The 16,595-nt window shown below is 64.6% G+C and carries 17 protein-coding genes; 13 read left to right on the forward strand and 4 right to left on the reverse strand.

The genetic code is table 11. The features are described from left to right. The first annotated feature begins 32 nt into the window (after positions 1–32). From ACVWY1_RS23760 to rpoS, 3 genes are all read left to right on the forward strand, one after another. Positions 33–671: a protein-L-isoaspartate(D-aspartate) O-methyltransferase gene (locus ACVWY1_RS23760; protein ID WP_162175259.1), complete on the forward strand. Its 639-nt coding sequence runs from the start codon at positions 33–35 to the stop codon at positions 669–671. 184 nt (positions 672–855) lie between these two features. Next, a complete protein-coding gene (locus ACVWY1_RS23765) occupies positions 856–1,710 on the forward strand; it encodes a peptidoglycan DD-metalloendopeptidase family protein (protein ID WP_102684066.1) in 855 nt (284 codons plus the stop codon). Positions 1,711–1,815: 105 nt separating this feature from the next. Beyond that, positions 1,816–2,823, forward strand: coding sequence for an RNA polymerase sigma factor RpoS (rpoS, locus tag ACVWY1_RS23770; protein WP_011535249.1), 1,008 nt, complete (start codon positions 1,816–1,818; stop codon positions 2,821–2,823). 132 nt (positions 2,824–2,955) lie between these two features. On the opposite strand, the gene ACVWY1_RS23775 is transcribed toward rpoS, so the two are convergent. The 3 genes from ACVWY1_RS23775 to ACVWY1_RS23785 all read right to left on the reverse strand — a co-directional run bounded on the left by ACVWY1_RS23775 (position 2,956) and on the right by ACVWY1_RS23785 (position 4,807). Then, positions 2,956–3,744: an OmpA family protein gene (locus ACVWY1_RS23775; RefSeq protein ID WP_139669215.1), complete on the reverse strand. Its 789-nt coding sequence runs from the start codon at positions 3,742–3,744 to the stop codon at positions 2,956–2,958. Between the two features lie 49 nt (positions 3,745–3,793). Then, a complete protein-coding gene (locus ACVWY1_RS23780) occupies positions 3,794–4,207 on the reverse strand; it encodes a DUF4398 domain-containing protein (protein ID WP_046854413.1) in 414 nt (137 codons plus the stop codon). A 255-nt stretch (positions 4,208–4,462) separates the two neighbouring features. Continuing rightward, positions 4,463–4,807: a pilin assembly protein gene (locus ACVWY1_RS23785; protein ID WP_102684070.1), complete on the reverse strand. Its 345-nt coding sequence runs from the start codon at positions 4,805–4,807 to the stop codon at positions 4,463–4,465. 143 nt (positions 4,808–4,950) lie between these two features. On the opposite strand from ACVWY1_RS23785, the gene ppc reads away from it, so the two are divergent. The 7 genes from ppc to ACVWY1_RS23820 all read left to right on the forward strand — a co-directional run bounded on the left by ppc (position 4,951) and on the right by ACVWY1_RS23820 (position 12,097). Further along, positions 4,951–7,578 (forward strand): phosphoenolpyruvate carboxylase, encoded by a 2,628-nt coding sequence (gene ppc, locus ACVWY1_RS23790; RefSeq protein WP_139669221.1) that lies wholly within the window; start codon positions 4,951–4,953, stop codon positions 7,576–7,578. Positions 7,579–7,836: 258 nt separating this feature from the next. Further along, positions 7,837–8,487: an adenylate kinase gene (gene adk, locus ACVWY1_RS23795; RefSeq protein ID WP_023632584.1), complete on the forward strand. Its 651-nt coding sequence runs from the start codon at positions 7,837–7,839 to the stop codon at positions 8,485–8,487. 89 nt (positions 8,488–8,576) lie between these two features. Continuing rightward, positions 8,577–9,251, forward strand: a complete 675-nt coding sequence (tsaB, locus tag ACVWY1_RS23800; RefSeq protein WP_102684073.1) for a tRNA (adenosine(37)-N6)-threonylcarbamoyltransferase complex dimerization subunit type 1 TsaB — start codon at positions 8,577–8,579, stop codon at positions 9,249–9,251. A gap of 132 nt (positions 9,252–9,383) precedes the next feature. Next, a complete protein-coding gene (locus tag ACVWY1_RS23805) occupies positions 9,384–9,674 on the forward strand; it encodes a hypothetical protein (RefSeq protein ID WP_038707592.1) in 291 nt (96 codons plus the stop codon). A gap of 3 nt (positions 9,675–9,677) precedes the next feature. Further along, the gene (locus ACVWY1_RS23810) at positions 9,678–10,547 is read left to right on the forward strand and encodes a DUF72 domain-containing protein (RefSeq protein WP_110701908.1); all 870 of its coding nucleotides are present in this window, start codon (positions 9,678–9,680) and stop codon (positions 10,545–10,547) included. A 23-nt stretch (positions 10,548–10,570) separates the two neighbouring features. Then, the gene (locus ACVWY1_RS23815; protein WP_457378830.1) at positions 10,571–11,401 is read left to right on the forward strand and encodes an isocitrate lyase/PEP mutase family protein; all 831 of its coding nucleotides are present in this window, start codon (positions 10,571–10,573) and stop codon (positions 11,399–11,401) included. Between the two features lie 6 nt (positions 11,402–11,407). Then, positions 11,408–12,097 carry an extensin-like domain-containing protein gene (locus ACVWY1_RS23820; protein WP_457378831.1) on the forward strand — a complete coding sequence of 230 codons (690 nt, stop codon included), beginning with the start codon at positions 11,408–11,410 and terminating at the stop codon, positions 12,095–12,097. Positions 12,098–12,100: 3 nt separating this feature from the next. Here ACVWY1_RS23820 and ACVWY1_RS23825 read toward each other — a convergent pair whose 3' ends face one another. Further along, entirely contained in the window at positions 12,101–12,721 is a 621-nt protein-coding gene (locus ACVWY1_RS23825; protein ID WP_046854420.1) for a hypothetical protein, read from the reverse strand. A 96-nt stretch (positions 12,722–12,817) separates the two neighbouring features. Between ACVWY1_RS23825 and ACVWY1_RS23830 the strand changes: the two genes are divergently transcribed. The 3 genes from ACVWY1_RS23830 to lysS all read left to right on the forward strand — a co-directional run bounded on the left by ACVWY1_RS23830 (position 12,818) and on the right by lysS (position 16,429). Beyond that, complete coding sequence (locus ACVWY1_RS23830) at positions 12,818–13,600, forward strand: class I SAM-dependent methyltransferase (RefSeq protein WP_038706674.1); 783 nt, start codon at positions 12,818–12,820, stop codon at positions 13,598–13,600. 137 nt (positions 13,601–13,737) lie between these two features. Further along, a protein-coding gene (gene prfB / locus ACVWY1_RS23835; protein WP_156177510.1) for a peptide chain release factor 2 occupies positions 13,738–14,833 on the forward strand; the annotation gives its coding sequence in 2 pieces (ribosomal slippage) (positions 13,738–13,809 and positions 13,811–14,833; 1,095 coding nt in all). A gap of 93 nt (positions 14,834–14,926) precedes the next feature. Then, on the forward strand, positions 14,927–16,429 hold the full coding sequence (lysS, locus tag ACVWY1_RS23840) for a lysine--tRNA ligase (RefSeq protein WP_023630948.1): 1,503 nt from the start codon (positions 14,927–14,929) through the stop codon (positions 16,427–16,429). The last annotated feature ends 166 nt before the right edge of the window (positions 16,430–16,595 follow it).

The following is a 16,595-nucleotide window of genomic DNA, read 5'->3' on the forward strand; positions in this document are numbered from 1 at the left end:
AACAGGACGATCTGCAGCGCCGCGGCATCGGCATGACCTCCCAGCGTACCCGGGAGCGGCTGATCCAGCGGCTCTATGAAGAAGGCGTGTCGAACGCCAAGGTACTCGAGGCCATTCGTCGCACCCCGCGCCACCTGTTCGTCGATGAAGCCCTGGCCCATCGCGCCTATGAAGACACGGCGCTGCCGATCGGCCACAACCAGACGATCTCCCAGCCGTTCATGGTCGCGCACATGAGCGAGCTGTTGCTGGAGGCAGGCCCCCTGGACAAGGTGCTGGAGATCGGCACCGGCTCGGGCTACCAGACCGCGATCCTGGCCCAGCTGGTCGAGCGGGTGTTCTCGGTGGAGCGCATCAAGGTGCTGCAGGACCGGGCCAAGGAGCGCCTGGTCGAGCTCAACCTGCGCAACGTGGTGTTCCGTTGGGGCGACGGCTGCGAAGGTTGGCCGGCGTTGGCGCCTTACAACGGCATCATCGTCACCGCAGTCGCGCCTGAAGTGCCGCAGGCACTGCTCGATCAGCTGGCGCCCGGTGGACGCATGGTGATCCCGGTCGGGCCGGCGGGGGAGACCCAGCAACTGATGCTGATCGTGCGCGAAGAGCATGGCTTCTCGCGGCGGGTACTCGGCGCCGTGCGCTTCGTGCCGCTGCTCAATGGCCCACTGGCCTGAGCGGCGTAACGGAATATTTGCGGCGACGACGAATTCTTGCGCCCGGGCCCTGTCTATCTGGCGTGGCGCTTTTCGTACTGGATCAGGCCAACAGCGAGTCACCCCAAGCAGGGTGGCTCGGTTATAATTGAAACAATATTGCATTTTTGTATCGTCATTTTTTGACAGCATGAGGGGAGCGCGGGTGGGTCACACAGGCATGCGGCAGCGCAAGGATCGGTCGGTTTTGAAGCTTCTGGTGATCGCGCTGGCCATGGGGACCCTGCTGGCTGGCTGTTCCAGCACCAGCTCGAACGGCGCCCGCGTGGTCGACCGCAACAACGCCGCGCCCAAGCGTCCGACTGTCACCTCGGGGCAGTACATCGTCAAACCCGGCGACACGCTGTTCTCCATTGCCTTCCGCTACGGTTGGGACTACAAGGAGCTGGCGGCACGCAACAATATTCCCGCCCCCTACACCATCCGCCCGGGCCAGCCGATCCGTTTCAGCAGCGGCGCGGGGGGCAGCACGACGGTCGTCGGCAGCGCTTCTTCATCGAGCCGGACCACCGTGATCCGCCGGCCGGTTGCCACTACGGCGCCGGCAACCAGCAATGGCAAAAGTGCCACAACTGCCCCTTCCACCACCTCGCAAACGGTTGCCCAGGTGCCCGCCGCAGAGCGCGCGGTTGGCGGTTGGACGTGGCCGGCGAATGGCGTGCTGATTGGAAAATTCGCTTCAAACGGTAGTTTGAATAAAGGCATTGATATCGCCGGTGATTTGGGACAGCCTGTTTTTGCTGCGTCTGATGGAGCGGTGGTCTACGCCGGCAGTGGCTTGAGGGGCTATGGCGAGCTCATCATCATCAAACACAGCGATACCTACGTCAGTGCCTACGGTCACAACCGCAGGCTTTTGGTTCGGGAGGGGCAGCAGGTCAAGGCAGGGCAGACGATCGCAGAAATGGGGTCCACGGGCACTGATCGGGTGAAGCTGCATTTCGAGATTCGCCGCCAGGGCAAACCCGTCGATCCTCTCCAGTTCCTGCCACGCCGTTGATCATTGTCCCGGCCTGTTCCTTGGATGTAGAGGGGACAGGCTCCAGCGCTGCCATGGAAGGGTGACGCTCGAGTCTGAGTTCGAACTCAGCAAAGGACTATAACAATGGCTCTCAGTAAAGAAGTGCCGGAGTTTGACATCGACGATGACCTGCTTCTGATGGAGACGGGCATCGTTTTGGAAACGGATGTGGTGTCAGACGAACCTGCTGTACCTTCGGTTCGGACCAAGTCGAAACAGGGCGCGTCGCTCAAGCAGCACAAGTACATCGACTACAGTCGGGCACTTGACGCGACCCAACTGTATCTCAACGAAATCGGCTTCTCGCCTCTGCTTTCACCAGAGGAAGAAGTGCATTTCGCGCGCCTGTCGCAAAAAGGCGACCCTGCCGGGCGCAAGCGCATGATCGAAAGCAACCTGCGCCTGGTGGTCAAGATTGCCCGCCGTTACGTCAATCGTGGCCTGTCGCTGCTCGACCTGATCGAGGAAGGCAACCTGGGCCTGATCCGTGCGGTGGAGAAGTTCGATCCTGAACGCGGTTTCCGCTTCTCGACCTACGCGACCTGGTGGATCCGCCAGACCATCGAGCGGGCGATCATGAACCAGACCCGCACCATCCGCCTGCCCATTCACGTGGTCAAGGAACTCAACGTCTACCTGCGCGCCGCCCGCGAGCTTACGCAAAAGCTCGACCACGAGCCGTCGCCTGAGGAGATCGCCAGCCTGCTGGAGAAGCCAGTGGCCGAGGTCAAGCGCATGCTCGGCCTGAACGAGCGGGTGTCCTCGGTGGATGTTTCGCTGGGGCCCGACTCTGACAAGACGCTGCTCGACACCCTCACCGATGACCGTCCCACCGACCCATGCGAACTGCTGCAGGATGATGACCTGTCGCAGAGCATCGACCAGTGGCTGGGCGAGTTGACCGACAAGCAGCGTGAGGTGGTGGTTCGGCGTTTCGGCCTGCGTGGGCATGAAAGCAGTACCCTGGAGGATGTCGGGCTGGAGATCGGCCTGACCCGTGAGCGGGTGCGGCAGATCCAGGTCGAAGGCCTGAAGCGCCTGCGCGAGATTCTCGAGAAGAATGGCTTGTCCAGCGAGTCGCTGTTCCAGTAGTCACTGACGTGCGCCAGGCAAACGCCCCGACTTTGTTCGGGGCGTTTGCGTAAGTGGCTTGGCGAACGCTTTGATCGATACGAACGAAAAACCCCGCCATCAAGGCGGGGTTTTCGTTCAGCTAGCAACGGTTTACTGGATCTGGCTGACCGAACGTGGCGCCACCGGTTGGTTGTCGTTGGAGATGGTCACTTCCACCCGACGGTTCTGCGCACGGCCCGAGTTGCTGCCGTTGTCCGCTACCGGATACTCCTTGCCATAACCCTGGGCGACGATGCGCGCAGGGTCCACGCCGGCACGCACCAGTGCCATGCGCACCGCGGCGGCGCGACGTTCGGAGAGGGTCTGGTTGTAGTTGGCCGAACCGACGCTGTCGGTGTAGCCCTCGACGATCACCTTGCGCTCAGGGTTTTCCTGGAGGAACTGCGCCAGTTTGGTGACGTTGGGGTAGGCGCTGCTCTTGAGCTCGGCCTTGTTGAAGTCGAACAGTACATCGCCGAAGGTCACCAGGGTGCCACGGTCGGTCTGCTTGGCGTTGAGGCTGTCCTGCAGTTTCTTGATCTGCGCATCGCGGGCGTCAAGTTTGGCCTGGGCGCGTTGTGCCGCGGCGTTTTTCAGTTCACCTTCCGCGGTGCGCAGCGCGATGGTCTGCTTGGCCACTTCGACGCGTTGATTGGTGAGGTAGGCGAGCTGGTCGACCTTCTTCTCATCCTCGCGATCCATGTAGGCCTTGTCGGCCTTGTTCAGCCAGTCCTGGGCGTCCTTGGTCTCGAGCGCGGCCACCTTGCTCGACTGCGGATCGCTCTGCAGGGCGGAGAAATTGGTGCGGGCCGACTCGAGGTTGGCGTTAGGGTCGTGGGAGCAGGCGGCAAGGCCGACGCTCAGGGCCAGCAGGGCGGGAATCATGACGTAGTTGCGCATAGTGTTCATCCTTTGATCTTTAAACGAAGGCTATAGAGGCAGGGCAGGCTTATTCAGCGCTGCGCAGGCCTTCCTCACGTACGTCCTGGACGCCCTGGCGGGCATCCTGCACGGCCTTCTGGGCCTTGGCCGCCTGGGCTTTGCGCTCGGCAAGGCGGGCGTCCCATTCGGCCTGCTCGGCCAGCAGCTTGGCATCGTCATACTTCTTGTCGTGCATGGCGATTTCGGCCTTCTTGAACTTGTCCTGGGCAGCCTTCATTTCCACTGCTGCGAACTCGGTGCCACCGGCGCTGACTGCCGAGTTGACCGCCGATTGGGTCACAGCGTACTGCTCGGTAGGCGGCTTGCCCGCGCAGCCGGCCAGCACCAGGCTGCTGCCCAGGGCCAGCGCGGCCAGCTTGAGCCCGCGCAGATGAGTGGAGGAAGGTTGTGCGATGCGGGTCTTCATGGTGGTCAACTCCATTGGGTCACTCCTGTTAAACGACGATGCCACGCAGTGACAATCGCTGTTCCCCTGTTGCCAGCGTCGGGCGCAAAGGCCCGTGTTTACAGGGTTTTGCCGTGATGGCTATTGGCTGTGACCGAAGCGGTTTTTGAATAGTTCAGAAAAATTTGCACGCTAAAGGTATTTTTTTCTGACTAATCAGTCAGCGGATTTCGCCTGGAACTTCCGCTGCAAATGACGGTATGCCGGGCGGTGCCCGGCACCCGCAAGGGCTCAGTGCGAGGGGTCTTTCCGTACCCGGCCAAGGGCCTGCAGATGGCGCCTGGAAAGGGCCAGGAAGCGCGGCGTAGGGCCGATGTCCTCGTACAACGGGTCGCCTTCCTCATCGGTGGCGATCACCTGCTGGCCCTTGACGTAGGGGAAGCTGGCCTCGAGCTCTTCCAGTGCCGCCGCCACCAGCTCGCCCAGGAGTTCCTCGGGGCTGCGCTTGGGGTACATGTCGATCAGCGCGGCCAGGCGCGCTTCTGCTTCCATGTCCAGGTGCAGGACATGGCCGGTGGGGCTCAGGCGGCCGGCGGCGTTCTGTTCCCAGTGCTGGGCGAGTTGGCGAATTTTCATGATGACCTCTGTCAAAGCCTGGAGTGGCATTGCTTCGGATGACCTGTGTTTACTTTAGTTGCTTTGGCGGCTCGCGGCTTGCCAGGGGCGGGCGCGAGTGGGCACTCTTGGGCGCATGCGGTTTCCTGGAGTGGAGAAGGCTGATGAGTGATATCGATCTGCGCTTGCGCGAGGATGTGCACCTTTTGGGAGAACTGCTTGGCGAGACCATCCGCCAGCAGCATGGCGAGGCGTTCCTGCAGAAGATCGAGGACATCCGCCACAGCGCCAAGGCCGACCGGCGCGAGGCGGGCGAGCAACTGAGCTCGACCCTGGGCGATCTGGCCGAGGAGGACCTGCTGCCGGTGGCGCGGGCGTTCAACCAGTTCCTCAACCTGGCCAACATCGCCGAGCAGTACCAGCTGATCCGCCGCCGTGACGCCGGCCAGCCCGAACCTTTCGAGGCCCGCGTGCTCCCCGAATTGCTGGCGCGCCTGAAGGCGGCTGGCCATGGCAACGATGAGCTGGCCCGGCAACTGGGCAAGTTGCACATCGAGCTGGTGCTTACCGCGCACCCCACCGAGGTGGCCCGGCGTACGTTGATCCAGAAGTACGACGCCATTGCCGCGCAGCTGGCCGCGCAGGACCACCGCGACCTCATCCCCGCCGAGCGCCAGCAGGTGCGCGAGCGCCTGCGCCGGTTGATCGCCGAGTCCTGGCACACCGAGGAAATCCGCAGGACCCGGCCGACGCCGGTGGACGAGGCCAAGTGGGGCTTCGCGGTGATCGAGCATTCATTGTGGCAGGCGGTGCCCAACCACCTGCGCAAGGTCGACACGGCACTGTTCGAGGCGACCGGGCTGCACCTGCCACTGGAGGCGGCGCCGGTTCGCTTTGCTTCCTGGATGGGCGGTGATCGTGACGGCAACCCCAATGTCACGGCGGCGGTAACCCGCGAAGTGCTGCTGCTGGCGCGCTGGATGGCCGCCGACCTGTTCCTGCGTGATATCGACTACCTGGCCGCCGAGCTGTCCATGCAGCAGGCCAGCGCCGCACTCAAGGAAAAGGTCGGGGACAGCGCCGAACCTTACCGGGCGCTGCTCAAGCAGTTGCGCGACCGCCTGCGTGCCACCCGCGCCTGGGCCCACGCCTCGTTGGCCGCGACGCAGCCGGCCAGCGCGGCGGTGCTGGTGGACAATCGCGACCTTATCGCGCCGTTGGAGCTGTGCTACCAGTCGCTGCATGAGTGCGGCATGGGCGTGATTGCCGACGGCCCGTTGCTCGACTGCCTGCGCCGGGCGGTGACGTTTGGTCTGTTCCTGGTGCGCCTGGATGTGCGTCAGGACGCTGCCCGCCATCGCGATGCGCTGTCGGAAATCACCGACTACCTCGGGCTCGGCCGCTATGCCGAGTGGGACGAAGAGCGACGCATCACCTTCCTCCAGACCGAGCTGAAGAATCGCCGCCCGTTGCTGCCGGCGCACTTCCAGCCCCAGGCCGATACCGCCGAAGTACTCGCCACCTGCCGCGAAATCGCCGCGGCCCCGGCGGCGTCGCTGGGTTCGTACGTGATATCCATGGCCGGCGCGGCGTCCGACGTGCTGGCGGTGCAGCTGTTGCTCAAAGAGGCCGGGTTGACCCGGTCGATGCGCGTGGTACCCCTGTTCGAGACCCTGGCCGACCTGGACAATGCAGGCCCGGTCATGGAGCGCCTGCTCGGGCTGCCGGGCTATCGCGCCGGGCTGCAGGGCCCGCAAGAGGTGATGATCGGCTATTCCGACTCGGCCAAGGATGCCGGCACCACGGCGGCGGCCTGGGCCCAGTACCGTGCTCAGGAAAACCTGGTGCGCATCTGCCGTGAACACCAGGTCGAGCTGCTGCTGTTCCATGGCCGCGGTGGCACGGTGGGACGTGGCGGTGGCCCTGCTCACGCGGCGATCCTGTCGCAGCCGCCGGGCTCGGTGGGCGGGCGTTTTCGCACCACCGAACAGGGTGAGATGATCCGTTTCAAGTTCGGTCTGCCGGGCATCGCCGAGCAGAACCTCAATCTTTATCTGGCCGCGGTGCTGGAGGCGACCCTGTTGCCACCGCCGCCGCCTGAGCCGGCCTGGCGCGCACTGATGGACCAGCTGGCCGCCGACGGCGTCAAGGCCTACCGCGCCGTGGTGCGCGAGAATCCGGACTTCGTCGAGTACTTCCGCCAGTCCACCCCCGAGCAGGAGCTTGGCCGGCTGCCGCTGGGCAGCCGGCCGGCCAAGCGCCGCGCCGGCGGCATCGAAAGCCTGAGGGCGATCCCTTGGATCTTCGGCTGGACCCAGACACGGCTGATGCTGCCGGCCTGGCTCGGCTGGGAGACCGCGCTGAACAATGCCCTGGCACGCGGGCAGGGGACGCTGCTGGCGCAGATGCGCGAACAATGGCCGTTCTTCCGTACCCGCATCGACATGCTGGAGATGGTCCTGGCCAAGGCCGATGCGCAGATCGCCGAGGCCTACGACGAACGTCTGGTGCAACCCGAACTGCTGCCGTTGGGCGCGCACCTGCGCGACCTATTGTCGCAGTCGTGCCAAGTGGTACTGGGGCTGACCGGGCAGTCGGTGCTACTGGCGCACAGCCCGGAAACCCTGGAATTCATCCGCCTGCGCAACACCTACCTGGACCCGTTGCACCGCCTGCAAGCCGAGTTGCTGGCACGCTCGCGCAGCCGTGAAGCCGCTCTGGACAGCCCGTTGGAACAGGCCTTGCTGGTGACGGTGGCCGGGATCGCGGCCGGGTTGCGCAACACCGGCTGAGTTAGGCCGAGGGTAGGCGCGGTGAGTGGCAGGGCTGGCCGTGGCCGCTCCTTCCATGGCCGGTTGCGCCCGGCGCAACCTGTCCCCCGGCAAGCTGCAAGTGGCGCATTCCTGCCACTTTGGGACGCTTGTCGGGGGGGCGGGCGCTGTGTATCTTGAGCAGCCTTTTGACCGATTTTGCGGTCTCGACCGATTTTTCCGGAGTTGGCCTTGTGCGCCGAATCCGTTGATTTGCATAAAAAATATGAGGAGCACAAGATGCGCGTAATTCTGCTGGGAGCTCCCGGGGCCGGTAAAGGTACTCAGGCAAAGTTCATCACCGAGAAGTTCGGTATTCCCCAGATCTCCACCGGTGACATGCTGCGTGCCGCCGTCAAGGCCGGTACCCCACTGGGCCTGGAGCTGAAAAAGGTCATGGATGCCGGCCAGCTGGTCTCCGACGAGCTGATCATCAGCCTGGTCAAGGAGCGCATCGCGCAGGCTGACTGCGCCAACGGCTGCCTGTTCGACGGCTTCCCGCGCACCATCCCGCAGGCTGAAGCCATGGTCGCTGCCGGCGTCGACATCGACGCCGTGGTCGAAATCGCCGTGGACGACGAAGAAATCGTCGGCCGCATGGCTGGCCGCCGCGTGCACCTGGCATCCGGCCGCACCTACCACATCCAGTACAACCCACCGAAAGTGGAAGGCAAGGACGACGTCACCGGCGAAGACCTGATCCAGCGCGATGACGACAAGGAAGAAACCGTGCGTCACCGCCTGTCGGTCTACCACAGCCAGACCAAGCCGCTGGTGGACTTCTACCAGAAGCTGTCGGCCGCCAACGCCGGCAAGCCGAAGTACAGCCACATCGAAGGCGTCGGTTCGGTCGAATCGATCACCGCCAAAGTACTGGCAGCCCTGAGCTGATCCGTCACCGTGCGTCACGACGGCCCGCTTGCGGGCCGTTGTCGTTTATACTGCCGCTCTTTTCCCCTGTCGCCTGGATACCTCGCTCGATGACCACCCTGCTGGCCCTGGATACCGCTACCGAAGCCTGTTCCGTCGCCCTGTTGCATGACGGCAAGGTGACCAGCCATTACGAGGTCATCCCGCGCATGCACGCGCAGAAACTGCTGCCGATGATCAAGCAGTTGCTGGCCGAATCGGGCGTGGCGCTGAGCGCGCTGGATGCCATCGCCTTTGGCCGTGGCCCGGGCGCTTTCACTGGCGTGCGTATCGCCATCGGCGTGGTCCAGGGCCTGGCTTTCGCCCTCGAACGCCCGGTACTGCCAACGTCCAACCTGGCGGCCCTGGCGCAGGGCGCCTTGCGTGAGCGTGGCGTGCAGCAGGTGGCCGCGGCCATCGACGCGCGCATGGACGAGGTGTACTGGGGTTGTTACCGCGCCGAACAGGGCGAGATGCGCCTGATCGGCCAGGAGGCGGTACTGCCGCCAGAGCGCGTGGCCCTGCCGCAAGGCCCGGGCGAGGCATGGTTCGGTGCCGGTACCGGCTGGGGCTACGCCGAGCGCCTGGCCGTGCAGGTTTCTGCCAGCGATGCGGCCGCGTTGCCTAGCGCCCTGGATATCCTCACTCTGGCCGGCTTTGCCTGGGCACGGGGCGAGGCGGTGGTCGCCGAACAGGCGCAACCGGTCTACCTGCGCGATAATGTGGCTACGCCCAAGGCGCGTTGAAGGCATTTCGTCGGCTATCGCCGTTCACGATAAAACCTTTTGCGCGAACTGTGGTCCAGTTATCAGTTCGGGCATTAGCGAAGGATTCCTGATGCTGCTAAATTGCCATCATTGATCCTGAGTGCCTTTGTCATGCGTATCGACGGCTTCTCCTCACAGAGCTACCCCATCAAGCGTGCGCCACGCAAGGCGCCAGCGCGTGACGAAGCCATCGACGAAGCCGATGCCGAGATCATCGAGGACATCGACGCGCAGATCAGCCGCGCCAGCCGTCGCGGCGAGAACCTGCCCGCCCGGCAGCAGGACCTGATCTTCCCCCGCGCCCGCAACCGCCGAACCTCCACCGCCCTGGCCAGCTACCTGACCACCGCCGGCTTCACCGACTGGGAGATGGAAGTGCTGGGGCTGGACCTGTACATTTGATGGATGACGCCATCACCCCTCCCTTATTTCCTCGGTTGCCCGTCCTGGGCTGAAAACGCCTGGCGCGAGTACCTCTATCCCGCCGACGCCCGTAGCGGCGAGTTCCTCGGGCTCTACAGCCAGGTATTCAACGCCGTTGAAGGCAATACCACCTTCTATGCCCGTCCCGCGCCGGCGACCGTCGAGCGTTGGGCGCAGATCATGCCGTCGGGGTTTCGCTTCACGGCCAAGTTTCCGGGCGATGTAAGCCATGCCGGCGACCTGCGCGAACAACTCGATGCGGCCGTCGATTTCACCCGGCTGATGGCGCCCCTGGGCGAGCGCGTTGCGCCGTACTGGCTGCAGTTGCCGGCAATGTTCGGCCCGTCGCGCCTGGGCGAGCTGGCGTATTTTCTTGATGAGATCGGCGTGCCCCTGGCGGTGGAGGTGCGCAACGATGCCTTCTTCGCCCGGGGCGAGGAGGAGCGTCAGCTCAATCGCCTGCTGCATGAACGTGGCGTCGAGCGTATCTGCCTGGATCCGCGTGCGTTGTTCAGTTGCACCTCGCGCGAGCCCGCGGTGCTCCATGCCCAGGCCAAGAAGCCCAAGGTGCCGCCGCGCCCAGCGGCCTTCAGCCAGTCTCCGCAGGTGCGTTTCATCGGTCACCCGCAGCTCGAGGCCAACGAGGCGTTCCTCACGCCGTGGATCGACAAGGTCGCTGCATGGATCGAAGAGGGCCGCAGCCCCTACGTGTTCCTGCATACTTCCGACAATCGCCTGGCGGCGGCGCTGGCCCAGCGTTTTCACCAGCGGCTGATGGCTCGCCTGCCGGGCCTTGCAGCGCTGCCTGAATTGCCCCGCGCCCCTGAGGTCGAACAACTGGGGTTACTTTGATCTGATTGCCGGGAGGTTGAACCATGGATGTGCAAACCCTGCGAGCCGAAGCCTTCAAGGCGCTGCATGAGCAAGATGGCGCGTTCGTCATCCCCAACCCGTGGGATGCCGGCTCCGCCCGGCTGTTGGCTAGCCTGGGATATGAAGCGCTGGCCACGACCAGCGCGGGGCTGGCGTTCAGCATGGGGCGGCCGGATGCCGAGGGCGCGCTGACGCTCGAGGAAACCCTGGGCAACGCCCAGGCGATCGTCGATGCCACCCCATTGCCGGTGGCGGCGGACCTGGAAAACGGCTTCGGCGATTTGCCCGAGGACTGCGCACAGACCCTTCTGCGCGCCGCCGAGGCGGGGCTGGTGGGTGGTTCGATCGAAGATGCCAGCGGCCGCGCCGAAGCGCCGATCTACGACTTCGACCTGTCCGTGGCGCGTGTACGCGCCGCCGTGCAGGCTGCCCGCAGCCTGCCGTTCCCCTTCACCCTTTGCGCGCGCGCCGAGAACCTGCTGCACGGGCGTCTCGACCTGGATGACACCATTCGCAGGCTGCAAGCCTATGCCGAGGCCGGCGCCGATGTGCTGTATGCCCCGGGGCTGCGCAGCGTCGATGAGATCCGTGCGGTGGTGCAGGCCGTGGCGCCAAGGCCGGTGAACGTGCTGATGGGCATGGCGGGCGTGCCCTTGAGCGTGAACCAGTTGCAAGATCTGGGCGTCAAGCGCATCAGTGTCGGCTCATCGCTGGCGCGTGCCGCCCTGGGCGCTCTGCAGCGGGCCGCGCTGGAGATCCATGAGCAGGGTACGTTCAGTTATGGCGAGCAGGCATTGCCATTCGCTCAGCTCAATGACCTCTTCCGTCGCTGAGGCCGCATGGGCAAGACGTTGACCGTACTGGCCAGTCTGCTGCTGGCCGTGCTTGTTGCATGGTGGCTCGGTTGGCGCCCAGCGGATGCCTGGAACCCGTGGGCTGTGCTGGATGTGCGGCAGCCGCCGAACCTGCTGACACCCTACAAGCTGTCGCGCCTGCGCGCCGACCCCGAGCTGTGCCGTCAGGCCTTGCAGACCTCGTCATTGCGCTATCGGCAGCAACGCGACAGCCCGGTGACGGCCAACTGCCCGTTGCGCAACGTCTGGCGCGTCGAAGGCGGTCAGGCGCGGCTCAGCAGCAGCTTCCTCGCCAGTTGTCCGTTGGCCGTGGCCTATGCGCTGTTCGAGGTGCATGGGTTGCAACCGGCGGCGCAGCGGGTGTTCGGCCAGCCAGTGACCCAGGTTGATCACCTGGGCAGCTTTGCCTGCCGCAACGTCTACCATCGCAAGCAAGGGCGGCTCAGCCAGCATGCCAGCGCCAATGCCCTGGATATCAGTGGTTTTCGCCTGCAGGACGGCCAGCGCATCGTGTTGGCGCGGGACTGGCAGGGAGATGGGCGCAAGGCGGACTTCCTGCGCCAGGTGCAGGAGGCGGCGTGCGCAAGCTTCAGCACGGTGCTGGGGCCGGACTACAACGCCGCCCACCACAATCACTTCCATGCGGACATGGGCTTCTGGCAGATCTGCCGCTGAGGTTCAGGCGTGCAGGCGCACGTTGTTCAGCACCACCGGGCGGGCCCAGTGGATATCGAACTCCAGGTCGTTCTGCTGTTTGGCCAGCGTGCTGTCGTCGAAGGGCTCGGGCGCAGGGTCGAGCAGGCCGGTCTCGAACTCGGCGATGGGCAGGAACAGCGGGCGTGGCGTTGGGCCAGGGCCGGGCTCGGCGATGGGGTGGCCCTGGCTCATGACCACTGGACGCACCCAGCTGTTGTCGATGTCGAGCTGGCGTTGCTGCTCGATCAACTCGACGGTGTCGAAGGGCTCGGGGGCAGGGGGCAGCAGTTTGGCCTCGAGTTCCGCCTTGGGCAGGAACAGCGGCTCGGGTGGTGCCACCTCGGTGTCGTGAACCGGCAGGGCGCGCTGGGCATCGATCAGGGCCAGGGCACGGGCGCCGCCGATCGGTTCGCCGCTCTCCTGGTCGCACTGCATCAGCGCCTGGCTGAAACCGTCGACTTCGCCTTCCTGTTGCTCTGCCATGGCGCGGGCAAAGAAATCCTGCCACAGGTGGCTGACGCCACCCAGTGCCTGGGTATTCTGTCGACCGTAGTTGCCGACGGGCGACAAGTAGGTCAAGCCAATGGGAAGAGTGTCTGACATGGCAGTCGCGGACGTTGTGCTCTGGCAGAATAGCGGGATATTGCCTGTATCGGCTCTGGCCGGGGTTACATTAATTTTTTTCGAGTGCGCGAATCGATGTTAGAGCAACAACAGGCGGCGGGTATCAGGGTCGAGGCGTTGGCCGCGCAATTCCAGGCGCAGGCCGAGGCATGGGCGCAGCGACTGGGCTTGCCGCTGGTTGACGAGGCGGCGGAGTTTGCCGTGCAACTGGGCGCCGAGGGCTTGCAGATCCAGCAACTGGGGCCGCAGGCGCCCGGGCCTGTGCGGGTGGATTTCGTCGAGGGGCAGGCAGCGCATCGACGGTTGTACGGCGGTGGCAACGGGCAGATGATCGCCAAGGCGGTCGGCATCGCCCAAGGCGTGCGGCCGCGGGTGCTCGATGCCACGGCGGGGCTGGGCAAGGACGCGTTCGTGCTGGCCAGCCTGGGCTGCGAGATGACCCTGATCGAGCGCCAGCCGTTGATTGCCGCGCTGCTGGAGGACGGTTTGGCGCGGGCGCGGGGGGATGCCGAAATCGGCCCGATCGTCGCGCGCATGCAACTGCTGACGGGCAATGCCATCGAGCGCATGCGTGCGTGGGAGGGGGAGGCGCCGCAGGTGATCTACCTCGATCCGATGTTCCCGCATCGCGACAAGAGCGCGCTGGTGAAGAAGGAGATGCGGGTGTTCAGGCCGCTGGTCGGCGATGACCTCGATGCGCCTGCCCTGCTCGAGGCCGCTCTGGCGCTGGCCACCCACCGGGTGGTGGTCAAGCGGCCGCGCAAGGCGCCGATCATCGAGGGGGGCAAGCCTTCTCATAGCCTCGAGGGCAAATCCAGCCGGTACGATATCTATCCCAAGAAGGCGCTGAAGGGGTGAAGGTCGGTCGTTGATTCAATCTGTGGGCAGTGGTGGCCCTTGCGCCCGGCGATACCGCCCGGCGGGTCTGCCGCCGTGGCGCAGACTCGGTTATACTCGCGGGCTTTTCACCGAATTCGCACGAGAGCTGCCCGCCCATGGAAATCCAACCGATCCTGAACACCATCAAGGACCTCACCGAGCGTTCCCAGTCTATTCGGGGGTATCTTTGACTACGATCACAAACATGATCGTCTGGTCGAAGTAAACCGCGAGCTGGAAGACGCCGCCGTCTGGAACAAGCCCGAGTACGCCCAGGCCCTGGGCCGCGAGCGCGCCATGCTGGCGCAGGTCGTCGAAACGCTCGACAAACTGTCCAACGGCCTGGGTGACTGCAAGGACTTGCTCGACATGGCGGTCGAGGAAAACGACGAAGGCGCCGTCAGCGATGTCGTGACCGAGTTGCAAGGGCTGGAGGAATCCCTCGCCCTGCTCGAGTTCCGTCGCATGTTCAGCGGCGAGATGGACCCGAACAACGCCTACCTGGACATCCAGGCCGGCTCCGGCGGCACCGAGGCCCAGGACTGGGCCAACATCCTGCTGCGCATGTACCTGCGCTGGGCCGACAAGCGCGGCTTCGACGCCACCATCATCGAACTCTCCGAAGGTGAAGTCGCCGGCATCAAGGGCGCCACCGTGCACATCAAGGGTGAGTACGCCTTCGGCTGGCTGCGCACCGAGATCGGCGTGCACCGCCTGGTGCGCAAGAGCCCGTTCGACTCCGGCGCCCGTCGCCACACCTCGTTCTCGGCGGTATTCGTCTCGCCCGAGATCGACGACAAGGTCGAGATCGAGATCAACCCGTCCGACCTGCGCATCGACACCTACCGCTCCTCCGGCGCCGGTGGCCAGCACGTCAACACCACCGACTCGGCGGTGCGTATCACCCACGTGCCGACCAACACCGTGGTGGCCTGCCAGAACGAACGTTCCCAGCACGCCAACAAGGACACCGCCATGAAAATGCTGCGGGCCAAGTTGTACGAGCTGGAAATGCAGAAGCGCAACGCCGCCTCGCAAGCCCTGGAAGACAGCAAGTCGGACATCGGCTGGGGTCACCAGATCCGCTCCTATGTACTCGATGACTCGCGCATCAAGGACCTGCGTACCGGTGTCGAGCGCAGCGACTGCCAGAAGGTGCTCGACGGCGACCTCGACGAGTACCTGGAAGCGAGCCTCAAGCAGGGGCTGTAAACCGCACACCACCGCCGCAATACCGGGCCTTTGCCCGGTATTGCGTGCCCTGCCCGACAGGGGCAACGAATACCTGATGGAAAGAATGACGACATGAGCGACCTCAAGACCGAAGCGCAAGACCTGCAACAGGAAGAAAACACCCTGATCGCGCTGCGCAAGGAAAAACTTGCCGCCGAGCGCGCCAAGGGCAACGCCTTCCCCAACGACTTCCGTCGCGACAGCTACTGCAACGACCTGCAGAAACAGTACGCGGACAAGACCAAGGAAGAGCTGGAAGCAGCCGCCATCCCGGTCAAGGTTGCTGGTCGCATCATGCTCAACCGTGGCTCGTTCATGGTCATCCAGGACATGACCGGCCGCATCCAGGTCTACGTCAACCGCAAGACCCTGCCGGAAGAGACCCTGGCGGCGGTCAAGACCTGGGACCTGGGCGACATCATCAGCGCCGAAGGCACCCTGGCCCGTTCCGGCAAGGGCGACCTGTACGTCGAGATGACCAACGTGCGCCTGCTGACCAAGTCGCTGCGCCCGCTGCCGGACAAGCACCACGGCCTGACCGACACCGAGCAGCGCTACCGCCAGCGCTACGTCGACCTGATGGTCAACGAGGAAACCCGCCACACCTTCCGTGTGCGTTCGCAGGTGATCTCGCACATCCGCAAGTTCCTCATCGAGCGCGACTTCCTCGAAGTGGAAACCCCGATGCTGCAGACCATCCCCGGCGGCGCCGCGGCCAAGCCGTTCGAAACCCACCACAACGCGCTGGACATGGCCATGTTCCTGCGCATCGCCCCGGAGCTGTACCTCAAGCGCCTGGTGGTCGGTGGTTTCGAGAAAGTGTTCGAGATCAACCGCAACTTCCGTAACGAAGGCGTTTCGACTCGTCACAACCCAGAATTCACCATGCTCGAGTTCTACCAGGCCTACGCCGACTACCGCGACAACATGGACCTCACCGAGGAACTGTTCCGCGAGCTGGCGCAGCTGGTGCTGGGCAGCACCGACGTGCCGTACGGCGACAAGGTGTTCCACTTCGGCGAGCCGTTCGTGCGCCTGTCGGTGTTCGACTCGATCCTCAAGTACAACCCGGAGCTCACCGCTGCCGACCTGCAGGACGTCGACCGCGCCCGCGAGATCGCCAAGAAGGCCGGCGCCAAGGTGCTCGGCCACGAGGGCCTGGGCAAGCTGCAGGTGATGATTTTCGAAGAGCTGGTCGAGCACAAGCTGGAGCAGCCGCACTTCATCACCGAGTACCCGTTCGAAGTCTCGCCGCTGGCGCGTCGCAACGACGACAACCCGGCCGTTACCGACCGCTTCGAGCTGTTCATCGGTGGCCGCGAGATCGCCAACGCCTACTCCGAGCTCAACGATGCCGAAGACCAGGCCGAGCGCTTCCTGGCCCAGGTGGCCGAAAAGGACGCCGGTGACGACGAAGCCATGCACTACGACGCCGATTTCGTCCGTGCCCTGGAGTACGGCATGCCGCCGACCGCCGGTGAAGGCATCGGCATCGACCGCCTGGTGATGCTGCTGACCAACTCGCCGTCGATCCGCGACGTGATCCTGTTCCCGCACATGCGTCCACAGGCCTGAGTGATCTGAACAAGCCGCCTTTCGAGGCGGCTTTTTCTTGCCTGAAGCTTTATGTTGTCAGTACCGGCCCTATCGCGGCGGGATGCCCCCCCACACGGGGGCCCGGGGGGGGGGGGGGGGGCGGCTCCGCGGTGTGGGGCGGGGAGGGACCCCGTGTGGTCCACGG

Source organism: Pseudomonas sp. TE6288 (assembly GCF_054062095.1).

Excerpts from the sequence above, each read along its gene's own strand:
- ACVWY1_RS23760 (WP_162175259.1), top strand. The coding sequence starts at position 33 with ATGACCTCCCAGCGTACCCGGGAGCGGCTGATCCAGCGGCTCTATGAA.
- tsaB (WP_102684073.1), top strand. The coding sequence starts at position 8,577 with ATGACCACCCTGCTGGCCCTGGATACCGCTACCGAAGCCTGTTCCGTC.
- ppc (WP_139669221.1), top strand. The coding sequence starts at position 4,951 with ATGAGTGATATCGATCTGCGCTTGCGCGAGGATGTGCACCTTTTGGGA.
- adk (WP_023632584.1), top strand. The coding sequence starts at position 7,837 with ATGCGCGTAATTCTGCTGGGAGCTCCCGGGGCCGGTAAAGGTACTCAG.
- ACVWY1_RS23785 (WP_102684070.1), bottom strand. The coding sequence starts at position 4,807 with ATGAAAATTCGCCAACTCGCCCAGCACTGGGAACAGAACGCCGCCGGC.
- ACVWY1_RS23830 (WP_038706674.1), top strand. The coding sequence starts at position 12,818 with ATGTTAGAGCAACAACAGGCGGCGGGTATCAGGGTCGAGGCGTTGGCC.
- ACVWY1_RS23805 (WP_038707592.1), top strand. The coding sequence starts at position 9,384 with ATGCGTATCGACGGCTTCTCCTCACAGAGCTACCCCATCAAGCGTGCG.
- ACVWY1_RS23815 (WP_457378830.1), top strand. The coding sequence starts at position 10,571 with ATGGATGTGCAAACCCTGCGAGCCGAAGCCTTCAAGGCGCTGCATGAG.
- ACVWY1_RS23820 (WP_457378831.1), top strand. The coding sequence starts at position 11,408 with ATGGGCAAGACGTTGACCGTACTGGCCAGTCTGCTGCTGGCCGTGCTT.
- rpoS (WP_011535249.1), top strand. The coding sequence starts at position 1,816 with ATGGCTCTCAGTAAAGAAGTGCCGGAGTTTGACATCGACGATGACCTG.
- ACVWY1_RS23775 (WP_139669215.1), bottom strand. The coding sequence starts at position 3,744 with ATGCGCAACTACGTCATGATTCCCGCCCTGCTGGCCCTGAGCGTCGGC.
- lysS (WP_023630948.1), top strand. The coding sequence starts at position 14,927 with ATGAGCGACCTCAAGACCGAAGCGCAAGACCTGCAACAGGAAGAAAAC.
- ACVWY1_RS23810 (WP_110701908.1), top strand. The coding sequence starts at position 9,678 with ATGACGCCATCACCCCTCCCTTATTTCCTCGGTTGCCCGTCCTGGGCT.
- ACVWY1_RS23825 (WP_046854420.1), bottom strand. The coding sequence starts at position 12,721 with ATGTCAGACACTCTTCCCATTGGCTTGACCTACTTGTCGCCCGTCGGC.
- ACVWY1_RS23780 (WP_046854413.1), bottom strand. The coding sequence starts at position 4,207 with ATGGAGTTGACCACCATGAAGACCCGCATCGCACAACCTTCCTCCACT.